Source organism: Rhodococcus sp. M8 (genome assembly GCF_015654185.1).
Taxonomy (GTDB): Bacteria; Actinomycetota; Actinomycetes; order Mycobacteriales; family Mycobacteriaceae; genus Rhodococcus; species Rhodococcus aetherivorans.
This window is the reverse complement of the sequence record NZ_CP064065.1, coordinates 4691352-4706195: the sequence shown is the minus strand read 5'-3', so window position 1 is coordinate 4706195 and position 14844 is coordinate 4691352. Positions and strand designations below refer to the sequence as shown.

The window sequence follows — 14844 nt, the reverse complement described above, 5'->3', positions numbered from 1 at the left end:
ATGTTCTGACCACTATCTCTGGGAAGCGTGAAGATGGAGTCCCCCCTGCCCCGCACCAAAGGACTGACCCCCTCGCTGACCAGCTTCGTCGGCCGTCGCCGGGAGATCGACGAGGCTCGGGCCCGCCTGCAACAGGCCCGGCTCCTGTCGTTGCTCGGTCCGGGCGGGGTCGGCAAGACCCGGCTGGCGGAGGAGATCGCCCTCCGCTCCGCCCGCGCCTTCCGCGACGCCTTCTGCTGGATCGACCTCGCCGTGGTCCGCGATCCCGAGGCGCTCCCGTCGGCTGCGGCCGCGGCGCTCGGCGTCACCGACCAGTCCACCCGTCCCGTGCGGGACAAGATCCTCGATCACCTGCGGGACCGCCACATGCTGATCGTGGTCGACAACTGTGAGCACCTGCTCGACGCGGCGGCCGCGTTCGTCACCACGGTCCTCACCGGCGCACCCGAGGTGCGCGTTCTGGCGACGAGCCGGGAGCCGCTCGGCGTCGGCGGCGAATTCACCTACGTGCTGCCGCCGCTGAGCACCCCGACGGAATCGACCGGCAACCGCGCCGCCGACCTGGCCCTGTTCGAGTCGGTCACGCTTCTCGTCGAGCGCACCCAGAGCGTGGTCGCCGAATTCCGGATGACCGACGCCAACGCCGACGCCGTCGCCCAGCTGTGCATCCAGCTCGACGGCATCCCCCTGGCCATCGAACTCGCCGCAACCCGGTTGCGGACCCTGTCCCCCGCCCAGCTCGTCGAACGGCTCGACCGGCGCTTCGCCCTGCTCACCGGCGGCAACCGCGCGGCCGTGCCCCGGCAGCAGACGCTCCGGGCGCTGATCGACTGGAGCTACGAACTGTGCTCCGCACCGGAGCGCACGCTGTGGGCGCGGCTGTCGGTCTTTCCCGGCAGCTTCGATCTCGAAGCCGCCGAGTCGATCTGCGGGGACGAAGACCTTCCCCCGGAACAGGTGATGGATCTGCTCGACGGTTTGGTGTCGAAATCGCTTGTCACGGTCGATCGTTCCGCAGAGGCCTTCCGCTACTCGCAGCTGATGACCGTGCGCGAGTACGGGCACGAGCTGCTCGACGCCGGTGGACGACGGAACGATCTGTACCGGCGGCACCGAGACCACTACCTCGAGCGGGCGCAACGTCACGCGGCGGACTGGTACGGGCCGAGACAATCGGAACTGTTGTCGCGGTGGCGGATCGACCATCCGAACTTCATGGCCGCGCTCGACTGGTCGCTACGGGACGACAGCGACCTGTCGGCCGCGGCCGCCCTCGCCGTGGCGCTGCGGTATCACTGGATCGCGGGAGGCAACCTCTCCCACGGCCGCACCCGGCTCGAGCGGCTTCTGCAACGACTGCCCCGGTCCACTCGCGACCGGGGCCACGTCCTGTGGGTGACCGCGTGGACGGCCCTGATCCAGGGGGACCGGGAGGGAGCCGCACTTCATCTTGCCGAATGCGGATCCATCGCAGCCGAACTGGAAGATGCCGAGTTGCAGGCGCACCACGACCACTGGGCCGCCCTGCACGCCTTGTTCTGCGGACGAACCACCGACGCGATCGATCTCTACGACGCGGCGATCGCCGTTCATCGCACCCGAGGCGATCGCGCAGCAACCCTCACCGCCTTGTTCCAGCTGGCCATGGCCCAGACCTACGACGGCCGGCTCGACGACGCACTCGCCACGTGTGCACACGTGATCCACGTGGCGGACGAACACGGCGAGCAGTGGAACAAGGCGTACGCCCTGTGGGTTTCGAGCCTGGCCTACTTCCACCTCGGCCGGATCGACGACGCCGTCGACGCCGCGGAACAGGCCCTGCACATCCAGCGCGACTTCAAGGACAAGATCTGCACCGCCCTGTCGATCGAACTTCTCGCCTGGGCGGCGGAAGCCGTCGGTCACACCGAGCGGTCTGCCACGCTCTTCGGCGCGGCCAGGGCGGTGTGGCAGCGACTCGGCACGTCCGTCGCCGCCTTCGGTCCCCATATCACGGGTGATTCGGCGCACTGGGAACAGCGGGTCCGACAGTCGCTGGGAGCGAAGAAGTATGCGCGCCTGTCGACACCGCCGGCACACCCGGCCATCGAGCAGGCTGTCGACACGGCTCTCGGGATGCCCACGGGTGGATCGGCGACCGCGTCACCCACCGCCTCCCCGTTGACCCGCAGGGAAGAGGAGGTGGCCGAACTCGTCGCCCGGGGCCTCAGCAACCGGGAGATCGCGGATCAGCTCGTGATCTCGCACCGGACGGTCGACGGGCACGTCGAACACATCCTGGACAAACTGGGCGTCGGATCCCGCACCCAGGTGGTCGCCTGGGTGCACGCCCGCGCCGCGGGAGCGGCACACGCGCCCGGCTGACGGCCGCCGCGGGACTCGGGGTGCGACGTCGTTCAGCCGCGCGCCGCGATCCGTGCCTGCACCTCCGGCCGGCGCAGCGGCGGCACCGTCGGCGGCGGCTGCCGGCGCGGCGGGAGCCGGTCGAGCAGTCGCATGGTGACGGCAGTGACCTCGGCGACGGCCTCCTCGAACGGTTCGCGGGTGGCGTCGGACAGTTTGTGGACGCCGCTGACCTTGCGCACGTACTGGCGGGCGGCGGCCTCGATCTCCTCGGCGGTCGCTGCCGGCTCGAGCCCGCGCAGCTCCGTGATGTTCCGGCACATGGACCGAGGGTAACCCGGGTCCTCAGCCGAGGCGACCGCCGAGCATGCCGCGCAGCGCATTCAGGCAGAGCTCCCGCAGCTGCGTCCCGGTGACCGTGGGGTGATCGTGCCAGTCGACGCACACGCTACGCACGAGGGCGATCCATCCCTGCACGGCCACCGCGACGAGTTCGCGTTCGTCGTCGGGCGGGGCGAGCGCGTCGAGGATGCGTTCCTGCTGAACGCCGAGTTCGGCGTCGACGATCGCGCGGATACCGGCGTCGGCGGAGTCCGCGGCCCGGTTGACCGCCGCGACGCCCTGCCGGTGCGACGCGACGTAGTCGAGGTAGGCGTCGAGGCCCGCGATGATCCGCTCGGCGACGGTGAGCTGCGGATCCGGTTCGGTGACGGCGAGCAGCCGGTCGGACTCGCGCTGGACGACCGCCGCCATGAAGTCTCGTTTGGTCGGAAAGTAGTGGTACATCAGGCCGCGCGAGACCCCGGCGAGTTCGGCGACCTCCTCGATCCACACGTCCTCGTAGGCGCGCTCGGCGAACAGGCGCGCGCCGATGTCGAGCAGCTGCGCGCGGCGCTGCTCGGGATCGAGTCGTCGGCGGGATCGGGCCACGGACTCAATCTAGTTCTTGACACCCGTCCGTCCCGGCGTAGCGTGATTACTGTACACGGATTCAATAACTGGGGGTCGGAGCATGGCCATGGCCACGTCACGGGTGTTCGACACAGAAATTCCGCGCCCGCCGAAACGTCTCCCCCTCGTCGGCGACGTCCTGGGCATGTCGCTCGAGACCCCGGTGCAGAACTCGATGGCAATCCACAAGGCCCTCGGCCCGGTGTTCGAGCGCACGGCCTTCGGCCGCCGCTTCGTGTTCGTCTGCTCCGGCGAGCTCACGGCCGAGCTGTCCGACGAGAAACGCTTCGCCAAGCACCTCGCGCCGGGTGTGGAGGCCCTGCGCGCGATCGGCGGCGACGGGCTGTTCACCGCCTTCAACGAGGAACCGAACTGGCGCCGCGCGCACGAGCTGCTGATGCCCGCGTTCACCCAGCAGGCGATGCGCCGGTACCACGCCACGATGCTCGACGTCACCGCCCAGCTCGTCGCACACTGGGACCGTACGGCGCGCAGCGGCGGCGACGTGGACATCGCCGCGGACATGACGAAGCTGACGCTGGAGACCATCGGCCGCAGCGGCTTCAGCTACTCGTTCGAGCCGTTCGAGCGTGCGGCGCGGCACCCGTTCGTCGAGGCGATGGTCGGCGGACTCTCGTTCTCGCAGCGCAGCATGCTGCGCACCGTGCCGGTCGTCGGGCGCTTCCTCTTCCCCGCCGCCAAGCGGCAGTACGACCTCGACCGGGCGCACATGCGCGACGTCGTCGACGCGGTGATCCACAGCAGGCGCGACGCCCCCGGCCCCGCCCCCGACGACCTGCTCGAGCTGATGCTGCGGGCGGCACGGGAGGACGATCCCAACAAGCTCGACGAGATCAACATCCGCAACCAGGTGCTCACCTTCCTCGTCGCCGGTCACGAAACAACTTCGGGCGCATTGTCGTTCGCTCTCTACTACCTGATGCGCGACCCACAGGCCTACGCGCGGGCACGGGCGGAGGTCGAGGAGATCTGGGGCGACGGCGAGCCCGCATTCGAGCAGATCGCCAAGCTGCGCTACGTCCGCCGGGTGCTCGACGAGGCGCTGCGCCTGTGGCCGACCGCGCCCGCGTACGCGCGAGAGGCGAGGGTGGACACCACCCTCGCCGGCCGATACCGGATGCGTGCCGGCGACTGGGTGCTCGTGCTGCTGCCCGCGGTGCACCGCGACCCGGCGGTCTGGGGCGACGACGCCGACGAGTTCGACCCCGACCGCTTCCTGCCCGAACGGGTCCGGGCCCGGCCCGCGCACGTGTACAAACCGTTCGGCACCGGCGAACGCGCTTGCATAGGAAGGCAGTTCGCGCTGCACGAGGCCACGCTCGTGCTGGGAACCCTGTTGCGCCGCTACGACCTGGCGATGGACCCCGCCTACCGGCTGAAGGTGGCCGAACGGCTCACCCTCATGCCGGAGGGACTACACGCCCGGGTGTCCTTGCGGTCCTGAGCCGGCGCCCACCCGTGTCGTAGGCTGAGCCGGGCGGGTGGGAGAGGCCCGCACGGGAGGGAGAAACCATGAGATTCGGTTCCGCAGGCGTCACGGCGGCGGCGCTGTCCACGATCGTTGCGGCCCTGGCCGTCCCGGCGACGGCGCAGGCGGGGCCCACCGCCGACGTCGTCGCGGGCCGGGAGCGGGTGAAGGTGACGGTGCACGGTGTGCCCGTCCATCCGGAGAGCTGCCGTGTCGATCCCGATGCGGACGGCCACACCCGCAGCCTGCCCGTCGAACCGTCCGGTTCGATGGTCGCCCACGGCGTCGCACCCGGACCGCGGCGCGTGCTCGTCTGGTGCCCGGACGGGGGCATCGTCCACGAGCAGATCGTCCACGTCCTGCCCGCCGATCCGCTCGCCGACCTCGCCGACCACGCGTTCCGCACCGCCGGCAGCAGCGACCGGGTCACCGATCCGACCCTGCGCTGACGCGCCGGTGTGTCTCTTGGGCTGCCCTGACAGCCCAAGGGACACACCGGCGGCGCAGCCGCCTGTCTACACCCGCTCGATGATCGTCACGTTGGCGGTGCCGCCGCCCTCGCAGATCGTCAGCAGGCCGTAGCGACCCTCGCGGCGCTCGAGCTCGTTCAGCAGAGTCGCCATCAGCTTGGTGCCGGTGGCGCCGAGCGGGTGGCCCAGCGCGATGGCGCCGCCGTTGACGTTGACCTTGGCCGGGTCGGCGCCGATCTCCTTGATCCAGGCCAGCACGACGGGGGCGAAGGCCTCGTTGATCTCGATCAGGTCGATGTCGTCGATGCTCAGGCCGGTCTTCTCCAACGCATGCTGCGTCGCCGGGATGGGCGCGCTGAGCATGAAGATCGGGTCGTCGCCGCGGGCACTGAGGTGGTGGATCCGGGCGCGGGGCTTCAGGCCGTACTTGCGCACGGCCTCGTCGGAGGCGAGCAGCACCGCCGAGGCACCGTCGGAGATCTGGCTGGCGACGGCGGCGGTGAGCCGGCCGCCCTCGACGAGCGTCGCGAGTGACGCCATCTTCTCGAGGCTCGTCTCGCGGGGTCCCTCGTCGACGGTGGCGTCGCCGAGCGGGACGATCTCGCCCTCGAACCGGCCCTCGGCGATGGCCGCCTTGGCCCGCTCATGGCTCTGCAACGCCCAGCGCTCGAGGTCCTCGCGGCTGAGATCCCACTTGTCGGCGATCATCTCGGCGCCGCGGAACTGCGAGACCTCCTGGTCGCCGTAGCGCTCGGTCCAGCCGGTCGAACCGCCGAACGGGGTGTCGAAGCCGTACTGCTGCCCGACGATCATGGCCGCGGAGATCGGGATCTGCGACATGTTCTGCACGCCGCCGGCGACGATGAGGTCGGCGGTGCCGGACAGGATGGCCTGCGCACCGAAGTGCAGGGCCTGCTGGCTCGACCCGCACTGCCGGTCGACGGTGACGCCGGGAACGTGCTGCGGGTAGCCGGCGGCGAGCCACGCGGTGCGGGCGATGTTGCCGGCCTGGCCACCGATCGCGTCGACGCAGCCGAAGACGACGTCGTCGACGTCGCTCGGGTCGATGCCGGTGCGGTCGACGATCGCCTTGATCACGTGCGCGCCCAGGTCGGCCGGGTGGACGGCGGACAGGCCGCCGTTCTTCTTGCCGATCGGGGTGCGTACCGCGTCGACGATGTATGCCTCGGTCATGAGGGACTCCTAGTCGGTTCCGGGGAAGGTCGGTTCAGGGGTTGGCAAGTCCGTCGAGCACGATGGACAGGTACTGCTGCGCCACCTTGTCGGCGGTGAGGGTGCCGCCGGGCCGGTACCAGCGCACGGCCACCCACACGGTGTCGCGCAGGAACCGGAAGACGAGTTCGACGTCGACGTCCGGCCGGAACGTGCCGTCGGCGATGCCGCGCTCGATCACCCCCACCCACAGGTCGCGGAATTCGGTGTTGAGGTCGGAGATGTAGGAGAACCGCTCGTTCTCCACGAGCCGCTTGGCCTCGTCCTGGTAGATCGCGACCGCGGCGTGCGACTTGTCGATCGATTCGTACGACGCGGTGATGAGCGCCTCGAGGGTGGCGCGGGAGTCCGCCCCCGAGGCGACGATCTCGCGGTAGCGGCCGAACAGGTCGTCGAGGAATCCCCGCAGGATCTCGTCGACCATCGACTCCTTGGAGTCGAAGTGATGATAGAGACTGCCCGACAGGATGCCCGCGGCGTCGGCGATGTCGCGCACGGTGGTGGCACGCACCCCGCGCGAGGCGAACAGCTGAGCGGCGATATCGAGCAACTCGGCGCGACGCCCGGACTTGGCAGCATCGTCTCTGGGAGGAGTCATGGAGGCATCCTTTCAGGCTGCCGTGCGCGGTTCCGGTGGCGGCGGCTACCGGAACCGCGCACGGGTCAGGCCCTCTGCGAGGAGATCGAGACGACCTCGCCGGTCAGGTACGTGGTGTAGTCGCTGGCGAGCATGGCGATGGTCGCGGCGATCTCCCAGACCTCCGCGGCCCGCCCGTACGCCTCGTCGGCGGCGAGCCGGTCGAGCAGGTCCTCGCTGGTGACCTTCGCGAGGAAGGCGTGCCGCGCGATCGACGGGGCGACGGCGTTGATCCGGACCCCGTACTCGGCGGCCTCGATCGCCGAGCAGCGGGTCAGCGCCATCACGCCGGCCTTGGCGGCCGCGTAGTGCGCCTGCGAGTGCTGCGCGCGCCAGCCGAGCACCGAGGCGTTGTTGACGAGGACGCCGCCGTGGCCGGCCGACCGGAAGTAGCGCAGCGCGGCGCGGGTGGCGCGGAAGGTACTGGTGAGGGTGATGTCGAGGACGCGGTCCCACTGTTCGTCGGTCATGTCGACCACCGGGGTCTCACCGCCGAGGCCGGCGTTGTTGACCAGCACGTCGATGCGCCCGAGCCGGTCGGCGGCGCCGGTGATCAGCGCGTCGACCTGCTCGGTGGAGGAGACGTCGCACACGAGGGCGTCGACCTGCTGCGACGGGAACTCGGCGGCGAGCTTGTCGACCGTCTCCCCGAGCCGACGCTCGTGGAAGTCCGAGACGAGCACGTCGCCGCCCTCGAGCAGGGCGCGACGGGCGGTCGCGAAACCGATGCCGGTGCCGGCGGCGGCGGTGACGACGACCTTCTTGCCGGCGAGCAGGCCGTGGCCCGGGGTCTCGACGGGCGGCGTGGCGAGGGGGGAAGTGGTCACGGACGGGCCTCTCGGGGAAGGCCGAGCACGCGCTCGGCGATGATGTTGCGCTGGACCTCGTTGGATCCGCCGTAGATGGTGTCGGCGCGGGTGAACAGGAACAGCCGTTGCCACTCGGCGAGCTCGAGATGCTCGGGATCCGAGAGCACCGACGGGTTGCCGGCATGGTCGTGCTCCGGCCCGACGAGCGAGGCCGGGCCCTGCACGTCCATCGCGAGCTTGCCGAGGTCGCGGTGCCAGTTGGCCCACAGCAGCTTTGCCACCGACGCCTGGCCGGGGTCGGCCTCGCCGAGGGTGCGCACGGCGTGGGCGCGCATCACGCGCAGGCCGATGCGGGCGCGCGCGATCCGCTCGCGAATGTGCGGATCCTCGGCGGCACCGTTGGATGCGGCGAGGTCGGCGACGCCCTGCAGCTCACGGGCGAAGCCGATCTGCTGGCCCAGGGTGGAGACGCCGCGCTCGAAGGTGAGCAGTCCCATCGCGACCTTCCACCCGTCGCCGGGGGCGCCGACGACGAGGTCGGCGTCGGTGACGGCGTCGTCGAAGAAGACCTCGTTGAACTCGGAGGTGCCGGTGAGCTGCTGGATGGGCCGGACCGTGACGCCCGGTTGATCGAGCGGCACGAGCAGGAAACTCAGGCCATGGTGCCGGGAAGAGCCGGGTTCGGTGCGGCAGACCACGAACGCCCACTGTGCGACGTGCGCGAGGGACGTCCACACCTTCTGGCCGTTGATGATCCACTTGCCGTCCTCGAGCCGGGCGGTGGTGGCGACGTTGGCCAGGTCGGAACCGGCGCCGGGCTCGGAGTAGCCCTGGGCCCACAGTTCGGTGACGTTCCGGATGCCGGGCAGGAAGCGGCGCTTCTGGTCCTCGGTACCGAAGGCGACGAGGGTGGGCCCGAGCAGTTCCTCGCCGAGGTGATTCACGCGGGCCGGCGCGTTCGCCTTCGCGTACTCCTCGTGGAAGATCACCTGCTGTTCGAGGGTGGCGCCGCGTCCGCCGTACTCGGCCGGCCAGCCGATGCAGGTCCATCCGGCGGCGGCGAGATGCCGGTCCCAGGCCAGGCGCTGCTCGAAGTACTCGTGCTCGCTGCCCGGGCCACCCTTGCCCTTCAGCTCGGCGAATTCGCCGGTCAGATTGTCCTCCAGCCACTGCCGGACCGTGGCGGCGAACGCGGCGTTGTCGAAACCCGTGTCGTCCAGTCTCTCGCTCTGATGCACGTCTGTACGATAACCTACCAAGCACTTGCTAGGTAGGGAGCTCCGTGACCGCACAACCGAGAACCACACCGGCGGCCCTCGAACGCGCCGCATCGGCGCACGCCGACCGGACCGCGATCGTCGACGGCGACGTGCAACCGACGTTCGCACAACTGCGCGACCACGTCCGCGAATTCGCCGCCGCCCTCGTCGCCCACGGCGTCGGGCCCGGCGCACGCGTCGCGATCTGGTCGCCCAACACGCACCACTGGATCGTCGCCGCGCTCGGGATCCACTGGGCCGGCGGCATCGTCGTCCCCGTCAACACCCGATACACCGGCGACGAGGCGCACGACATCCTCGACCGGATCGACGCCGGCGCCCTCGTCGTTGCCGGGGACTTCCTCGGCACCGACCGGTACGCGGCCCTGCGCGCCGCGGCGCCGAAACTGCACATTCCCACCGTCGTGCGGGTCCCGCTGGGTGGGACCGACGCCCCCGCCGACGGCGTGGTGGACTGGGACGAGTTCCTCGCCTCGGCGACGGAGGACGCGCGCGCCGAAGCCGACGCCCGCGCGCGGGCCGTCTCCCCCGACGACGTCTCCGACATCCTGTTCACCTCCGGCACCACAGGGCGGAGCAAGGGTGTGCTCAGCGCCCACCGGCAGCTGATCGGGGTCGCCCGGGCGTGGGCGGACTGCGCCGAACTCACGCCGGACGACAACTATCTCGTCATCAACCCGTTCTTCCACAGCTTCGGATACAAGGCCGGTTTCGTCGCGGCGCTGCTCGCGGGCAGCACCGTCGTGCCGATGGCGGTGTTCGACGTCGAGAAGGTGATGGCCACCGTCGCCGACCGGCGGATCAGCGTGCTGCCCGGGGCGCCGACGATCTACCAGAGCATCCTCGACCACCCCCGCCGCGACGAACTCGACATGTCGTCCCTGCGGATCGCGGTCACCGGGGCCGCACCCGTGCCCGTCGCGCTCGTCGAACGCATGCAGAACGAACTGAGCTTCGACGCGGTGCTCACCGCGTACGGGCAGACCGAGGCCGTGGTCGCGACGATGTGCCGCACCGACGACGATCCCGTCACCGTCTCCACCTCCTCCGGCCGCGCCACCGCCGGCTTCGAGGTCCGCATCGGCGACAAGGGCGAGATCCTGCTGCGGGGCCCCAACGTGATGCTCGGCTACCTCGACGACCCGGAGGCCACCGCCAAGACGATCGACGCCGACGGCTGGCTGCACACCGGCGACGTGGGCACCCTCGACGAACGCGGCTACCTCGACATCACCGACCGGCTCAAGGACATGTACATCAGCGGCGGGTTCAACGTCTATCCCGCCGAGATCGAGGCGGCGCTGATGCGCCTGCCCGGCGTGCACGAGGTCGCGGTCATCGGTGTGCCCGACGAGCGCATGGGCGAGGTCGGCCGCGCGTACGTCGTCGCCCTCGAGGGCAGCGGCCTGACCGAGGAGGCCGTGATCGCGTTCTGCAAGGAGAAGCTGGCCAACTTCAAGGTGCCCCGCTCGGTCCGCTTCACCGGGCACCTGCCCCGCAACCCGTCCGGCAAGGTTCTGAAAAACATTCTGCGTGAGGAGAAGTCATGACCGTCCCCTACGAACCCGACGTCGTCACCTACGAGGTGCGCGACGGCGTCGCGATCGTCACCCTCAACCGGCCGGACTACCGCAACGCGCAGAACTCGGTGATGACCTACGCCCTCGACGCCGCGTTCGAACGGGCCGTCGAGGACGACGAGGTGAAGGTGATCGTGCTCGCCGGCAACGGCAAGCACTTCTCCGCCGGCCACGACCTGGGGACCCCCGGGCGTGATCACCACGTGCACTACGACAACAAGGCCGTCATGTGGTGGGACCACGTCGACAAGCCCGGCGGCGACCAGCGCTACGCCCGCGAGATGGAGGTGTACCTGGGCATGTGCCGCCGCTGGCGGGAGATCCCCAAGCCGACGATCGCGATGGTGCAGGGCGCGTGCATCGCCGGCGGCCTCATGCTCGCCTGGGTGTGCGACCTGATCGTCGCGTCGGAGGATGCGTTCTTCTCCGATCCCGTGGTGCGCATGGGCATTCCCGGAGTGGAGTACTTCGCCCACCCGTGGGTCCTCGGCACCCGCTTCGCCAAGGAGATCCTCTACACCGGCGACCGCTTCGGCGCCCAGCGCGCATACGAGGTCGGCATGGTCAACCGCGTCGTGCCGCGCGAGAAGCTCGAGGAGGAGACCCTCGCCCTGGCCGCGCGTATCGCCGAGATGCCGCGGTTCGGCCTGGCCCTGACCAAGCGCGCCGTCAACCAGTGCGAGGACCAGATGGGCATGCGGAACGGCATGGACTCGGTGTTCGGCCTGCACCACTTCGCCCACGCCCACAACGCCGAGGTCGGCACCGACTCCCTCGGCGGCATGAACGCCAAGTCGATGGCGGCGAGCGCCCGCCCCTCCCCCGCGAGCAACGCGGGCCCCACGGCCCAGGACGGAGCGAAGTAGTGGATCTCGAGTTCGACGACGCAACCCTCGCCTTCCGCGACGAGGTCCGCGCGTTCCTCGCCGAGCACGTCCCGCAGACCCCACTGAAGTCGATGGACACCGCGGAGGGCTTCGAAGAGCACCGGCGGTGGGAACGCACCCTCGCCGACGCCCGGCTGTCCGTGGTGTCCTGGCCCGAGGAACTCGGCGGCCGCGACGCCTCGCTGCTGCAGTGGGTGGTGTTCGAGGAGGAGTACTACCGTGCCGGGGCACCCGGACGCGTCAGCCAGAACGGCATCTTCCTGCTCGCCCCCACCCTGTTCGAGCACGCCCACCCCGACCAGCTCGCCCGCATCATGCCCCGCATGGCGCGCGCCGACGACATCTGGGCACAGGCCTGGTCCGAACCCGAGTCCGGCAGCGACCTCGCGTCGCTGCGCTCGACGGCCACCCGCGTCGACGGCGGCTGGCTGCTCAACGGGCAGAAGACGTGGAGCTCCCGGGCGTCCTTCGCGGACATGGGCTTCGGTCTGTTCCGCTCCGACCCGGAAGCGCAGCGGCACAAGGGCATCACGTACTTCATGTTCGACCTGCGCGCGGAGGGCGTCACCGTCCGGCCCATCGACCAGCTCGACGGCGAGCCCGGCTTCGCCGAGATCTTCCTCGAGGACGTGTTCGTGCCCGACGATCCCGCCGACCCCGGCGCGTCCGGGGTCATCGGCGGCGTGAACGAGGGCTGGCGGGTCGCGATGAGCACCGCCTCCAACGAGCGCGGCCTGTCGCTGCGCTCCCCCGGGCGGTTCCTCGCCACCGCCGACCGGCTGCTGCAGCTGTACAAGTCGTCGGATCTGCACGGCGACGCGGCCCTGCGCAACCGCGTCGCCGACACCTGGATCGGCGCGCGCGCCTACGAGTTGTCCACCTGGGGCACGGTCACGCGATTGCAGGACGGCGGGCAGCTCGGCGCGGAGTCGTCCATCAACAAGGTGTTCTGGTCGGAGTGGGACATCGCCGCCCACGAGACGGCGCTCGACCTGCAGGGCGCCGCCGCCGAGCTGGTCGACGGCTGGACGGACGGCTACCTGTTCTCGCTGTCCGGCCCGATCTACGCCGGCACCAACGAAATCCAGAAGAACGTCATCGCCGAGCGCCTGCTCGGCCTCCCGAAGGGCGACCGATGAGATTCGCGCTCGACTCCTCCCACGAGGACTTCGCGTCCAGTATCGATGCGCTGCTCGCCAAGTCCGACATGCCGGCCGTGATCCGCGCGTGGAGCGCCGGCGACACCGGCCCCGGTCTGAAGGTGTGGCAGCGTCTCGCCGAGATCGGGCTCGGCGGCCTGCTCGTCGGCGAGGACCACGACGGCGTGGGTGCCGACGCGGTCGACCTCGTCGTCGCCGTCGAACAACTCGGCCGCCACGCCGTGCCGGGCCCGGTCGTCGACACCGTCGCCGTCGCCCCGGTGCTGCTCGCGGCCGCGGCGCCGGACCGGTTGCCGGCCCTGACCTCCGGCGCGCTCGCGACAGTCGCCGCCGCTCCGGACGTGCCGTTCGCGGTCGACGCCGACGTCGCCGACCTGGTGCTGCACGTCGACGGCTCAGCCGTGTCCGTCGGCACCCCCGGGCAGCCGCGCGAGTCCGTCGACCCGGCCCGCCGGCTGTTCCCCGTCTCGGCGGGAGAGCCGTTGGGTGAAGCCGACTTCGGCGCCGCGTTCGACCTCGGCGCGCTCGCCACCGCGGCGCAGCTGCAGGGGCTCGGCCGGACGCTGCTCGAGCGCACCACCGAGTACGCGCAGCAGCGCCGGCAGTTCGGCCGGGCCATCGGCTCCTTCCAGGCCGTCAAGCACCACCTCGCCGAGGTGGCCGTCGCGCTGGAGATGGCCCGGCCGCTGCTGCACGGCGCGGCGCTGTCGGTGCGCGACGGGCTGCCGCAGGCGTCGCGGGACGTCTCTGCCGCCAAGGTCGCATGCGGCGACGCCGCCTACCGTGCGGCCCGGACCGCGCTGCAGGTGCACGGCGCCATCGGCTACACCCGGGAACACGATCTGTCGCTGTGGCTGACGAAGGTCCGCGCCCTCGTCACCGCGTGGGGCACGCCCGACGTGCACCGGGCGCGGATCGTCGACGCGCTGGAGGCGTCGTGACGTTCGAAACCGAGGACCGCGCCGCGCTGCGCGAGTCGGTGCGCAACCTGCTCGCCAAGCACTCCGACTCGTCGGCGGTGCGCAAGGCGATCACCGCGCCCGAGGGCTACGACGCCGGCCTGTGGGAGCGGATGGTCGAGCAGATCGGGGTGGCGGCGCTCGCCGTGCCCGAGGACTACGACGGCGTGGGCGCCTCGCTCGCCGAGACCCACGTCGTGCTCGAGGAACTCGGCCGGACGCTGACGCCGTCACCGATGCTCGGCTCGGCGGTGCTCGCGGCGCAGGCGCTGCTGCTGTCCGGCGACACCGAAGCATGCGCGCGGCTGCTGCCGGGCATCGCCGCCGGGGAGATCGCGGCCGTGTGCTGGGCCTCGGCGGCGGGCTGGTCGTCGCCGGGGGTGACCGCGACCGGCGACCGGCTCGACGGCACCGCGCATTACGTGCTCGGCGGAGACGTCGCGAGCACCTTGCTGGTGCTCGCGCGCGACGGGGACGCCGTCGCCCTGTTCGAGGTGGATCCGCACGCGACCGGCGTGACCCGGCGCCGGGTGCCGACGATGGACCCGACCCGCAGCCTCGCGCAGGTGCGGTTCGACGGGGTGACCGGGCGGCCGCTCGCGTGCCCGGCGGATCTCGTGGACCGGTTGCGCACCGTCGCGCTGATCGCGCTGTCGGCCGAGCAGGTCGGTGCGGCACAGGCCGCGCTGGATCTGACCGTGGAGTACACGAAGAACCGCAAGCAGTTCGGCCGCGTCATCGGGTCCTTCCAGGCGCTCAAACACCGCATGGCCGACATGTACGCGCTGGTGGAGACCGCGCGCTCGATGTCGTACGCGGCGGCGCTGTCGCAGGATACGCAGGACGCGTATGCGGCGAAGGTGTACTGCTCGGAGGCGTTCGAGCAGGTGGCCGCGGAGACGATCCAGTTGCACGGGGGCATCGCCATCACGTGGGAACACGACGCGCAGCTGTACTTCAAGCGCGCCCACGGCACCGCCCAGCTGTTCGGGCAGCCGCGCGAGTTCCTGGCCGCGATCGGAATGTGACGCCCGCGTGCCCGA

The 14844-nt window shown here is 70.7% G+C and carries 14 protein-coding genes; 8 read left to right on the top strand and 6 right to left on the bottom strand.

Going from position 1 to position 14844, the window contains the following annotated elements:
• The first annotated feature begins 33 nt into the window (after positions 1-33).
• Entirely contained in the window at positions 34-2367 is a 2334-nt protein-coding gene (locus tag ISO16_RS21340) for an ATP-binding protein (protein WP_170914019.1), read from the top strand.
• A 32-nt stretch (positions 2368-2399) separates the two neighbouring features.
• Here ISO16_RS21340 and ISO16_RS21335 read toward each other — a convergent pair whose 3' ends face one another.
• Together ISO16_RS21335 and ISO16_RS21330 are read right to left on the bottom strand one after the other, a co-directional pair.
• Complete coding sequence (locus ISO16_RS21335; RefSeq protein ID WP_006937792.1) at positions 2400-2669, bottom strand: DUF2277 family protein; 270 nt, start codon at positions 2667-2669, stop codon at positions 2400-2402.
• Positions 2670-2691: 22 nt separating this feature from the next.
• Complete coding sequence (locus ISO16_RS21330; RefSeq protein WP_029540975.1) at positions 2692-3276, bottom strand: TetR/AcrR family transcriptional regulator; 585 nt, start codon at positions 3274-3276, stop codon at positions 2692-2694.
• Between the two features lie 88 nt (positions 3277-3364).
• Between ISO16_RS21330 and ISO16_RS21325 the strand changes: the two genes are divergently transcribed.
• A complete protein-coding gene (locus tag ISO16_RS21325) occupies positions 3365-4762 on the top strand; it encodes a cytochrome P450 (protein WP_006937788.1) in 1398 nt (465 codons plus the stop codon).
• 68 nt (positions 4763-4830) lie between these two features.
• On the top strand, positions 4831-5235 hold the full coding sequence (locus ISO16_RS21320; RefSeq protein WP_065923055.1) for a hypothetical protein: 405 nt from the start codon (positions 4831-4833) through the stop codon (positions 5233-5235).
• A gap of 66 nt (positions 5236-5301) precedes the next feature.
• On the opposite strand, the gene ISO16_RS21315 is transcribed toward ISO16_RS21320, so the two are convergent.
• The 4 genes from ISO16_RS21315 to ISO16_RS21300 form a co-directional block, all read right to left on the bottom strand.
• Entirely contained in the window at positions 5302-6450 is a 1149-nt protein-coding gene (locus ISO16_RS21315; RefSeq protein WP_006937784.1) for an acetyl-CoA C-acetyltransferase, read from the bottom strand.
• A 34-nt stretch (positions 6451-6484) separates the two neighbouring features.
• Complete coding sequence (locus ISO16_RS21310) at positions 6485-7087, bottom strand: TetR/AcrR family transcriptional regulator (RefSeq protein WP_043797511.1); 603 nt, start codon at positions 7085-7087, stop codon at positions 6485-6487.
• Between the two features lie 65 nt (positions 7088-7152).
• Positions 7153-7953: an SDR family oxidoreductase gene (locus ISO16_RS21305; protein ID WP_006937781.1), complete on the bottom strand. Its 801-nt coding sequence runs from the start codon at positions 7951-7953 to the stop codon at positions 7153-7155.
• The gene (locus tag ISO16_RS21300) at positions 7950-9173 is read right to left on the bottom strand and encodes an acyl-CoA dehydrogenase family protein (protein ID WP_006937778.1); all 1224 of its coding nucleotides are present in this window, start codon (positions 9171-9173) and stop codon (positions 7950-7952) included. The genes ISO16_RS21305 and ISO16_RS21300 overlap by 4 nt, the downstream gene beginning before the upstream one ends.
• A gap of 44 nt (positions 9174-9217) precedes the next feature.
• On the opposite strand from ISO16_RS21300, the gene fadD3 reads away from it, so the two are divergent.
• From fadD3 to ISO16_RS21275, 5 genes are read left to right on the top strand one after another with little or no spacing between them, the layout of a single operon-like run.
• Positions 9218-10765 carry a 3-[(3aS,4S,7aS)-7a-methyl-1,5-dioxo-octahydro-1H-inden-4-yl]propanoyl:CoA ligase gene (gene fadD3 / locus ISO16_RS21295; RefSeq protein WP_072634270.1) on the top strand — a complete coding sequence of 516 codons (1548 nt, stop codon included), beginning with the start codon at positions 9218-9220 and terminating at the stop codon, positions 10763-10765.
• Positions 10762-11661 (top strand): enoyl-CoA hydratase, encoded by a 900-nt coding sequence (locus ISO16_RS21290; protein ID WP_072634269.1) that lies wholly within the window; start codon positions 10762-10764, stop codon positions 11659-11661. Before fadD3 ends, ISO16_RS21290 begins: the two co-directional genes overlap by 4 nt.
• Positions 11661-12821: an acyl-CoA dehydrogenase family protein gene (locus ISO16_RS21285; protein WP_006937775.1), complete on the top strand. Its 1161-nt coding sequence runs from the start codon at positions 11661-11663 to the stop codon at positions 12819-12821. The genes ISO16_RS21290 and ISO16_RS21285 overlap by 1 nt, the downstream gene beginning before the upstream one ends.
• Entirely contained in the window at positions 12818-13783 is a 966-nt protein-coding gene (locus ISO16_RS21280) for an acyl-CoA dehydrogenase family protein (RefSeq protein ID WP_072634268.1), read from the top strand. The genes ISO16_RS21285 and ISO16_RS21280 overlap by 4 nt, the downstream gene beginning before the upstream one ends.
• Entirely contained in the window at positions 13780-14829 is a 1050-nt protein-coding gene (locus ISO16_RS21275; RefSeq protein ID WP_043797521.1) for an acyl-CoA dehydrogenase family protein, read from the top strand. Before ISO16_RS21280 ends, ISO16_RS21275 begins: the two co-directional genes overlap by 4 nt.
• Positions 14830-14844: the final 15 nt, after the last annotated feature.

Bases quoted from the DNA above. Each gene is read 5' to 3' on its own strand.
- ISO16_RS21320 (WP_065923055.1), top strand. From the start codon at position 4,831: ATGAGATTCGGTTCCGCAGGCGTCACGGCGGCGGCGCTGTCCACGATC.
- ISO16_RS21280 (WP_072634268.1), top strand. From the start codon at position 12,818: ATGAGATTCGCGCTCGACTCCTCCCACGAGGACTTCGCGTCCAGTATC.
- ISO16_RS21315 (WP_006937784.1), bottom strand. From the start codon at position 6,450: ATGACCGAGGCATACATCGTCGACGCGGTACGCACCCCGATCGGCAAG.
- ISO16_RS21290 (WP_072634269.1), top strand. From the start codon at position 10,762: ATGACCGTCCCCTACGAACCCGACGTCGTCACCTACGAGGTGCGCGAC.
- ISO16_RS21335 (WP_006937792.1), bottom strand. From the start codon at position 2,669: ATGTGCCGGAACATCACGGAGCTGCGCGGGCTCGAGCCGGCAGCGACC.
- ISO16_RS21325 (WP_006937788.1), top strand. From the start codon at position 3,365: ATGGCCACGTCACGGGTGTTCGACACAGAAATTCCGCGCCCGCCGAAA.
- ISO16_RS21340 (WP_170914019.1), top strand. From the start codon at position 34: ATGGAGTCCCCCCTGCCCCGCACCAAAGGACTGACCCCCTCGCTGACC.
- ISO16_RS21310 (WP_043797511.1), bottom strand. From the start codon at position 7,087: ATGACTCCTCCCAGAGACGATGCTGCCAAGTCCGGGCGTCGCGCCGAG.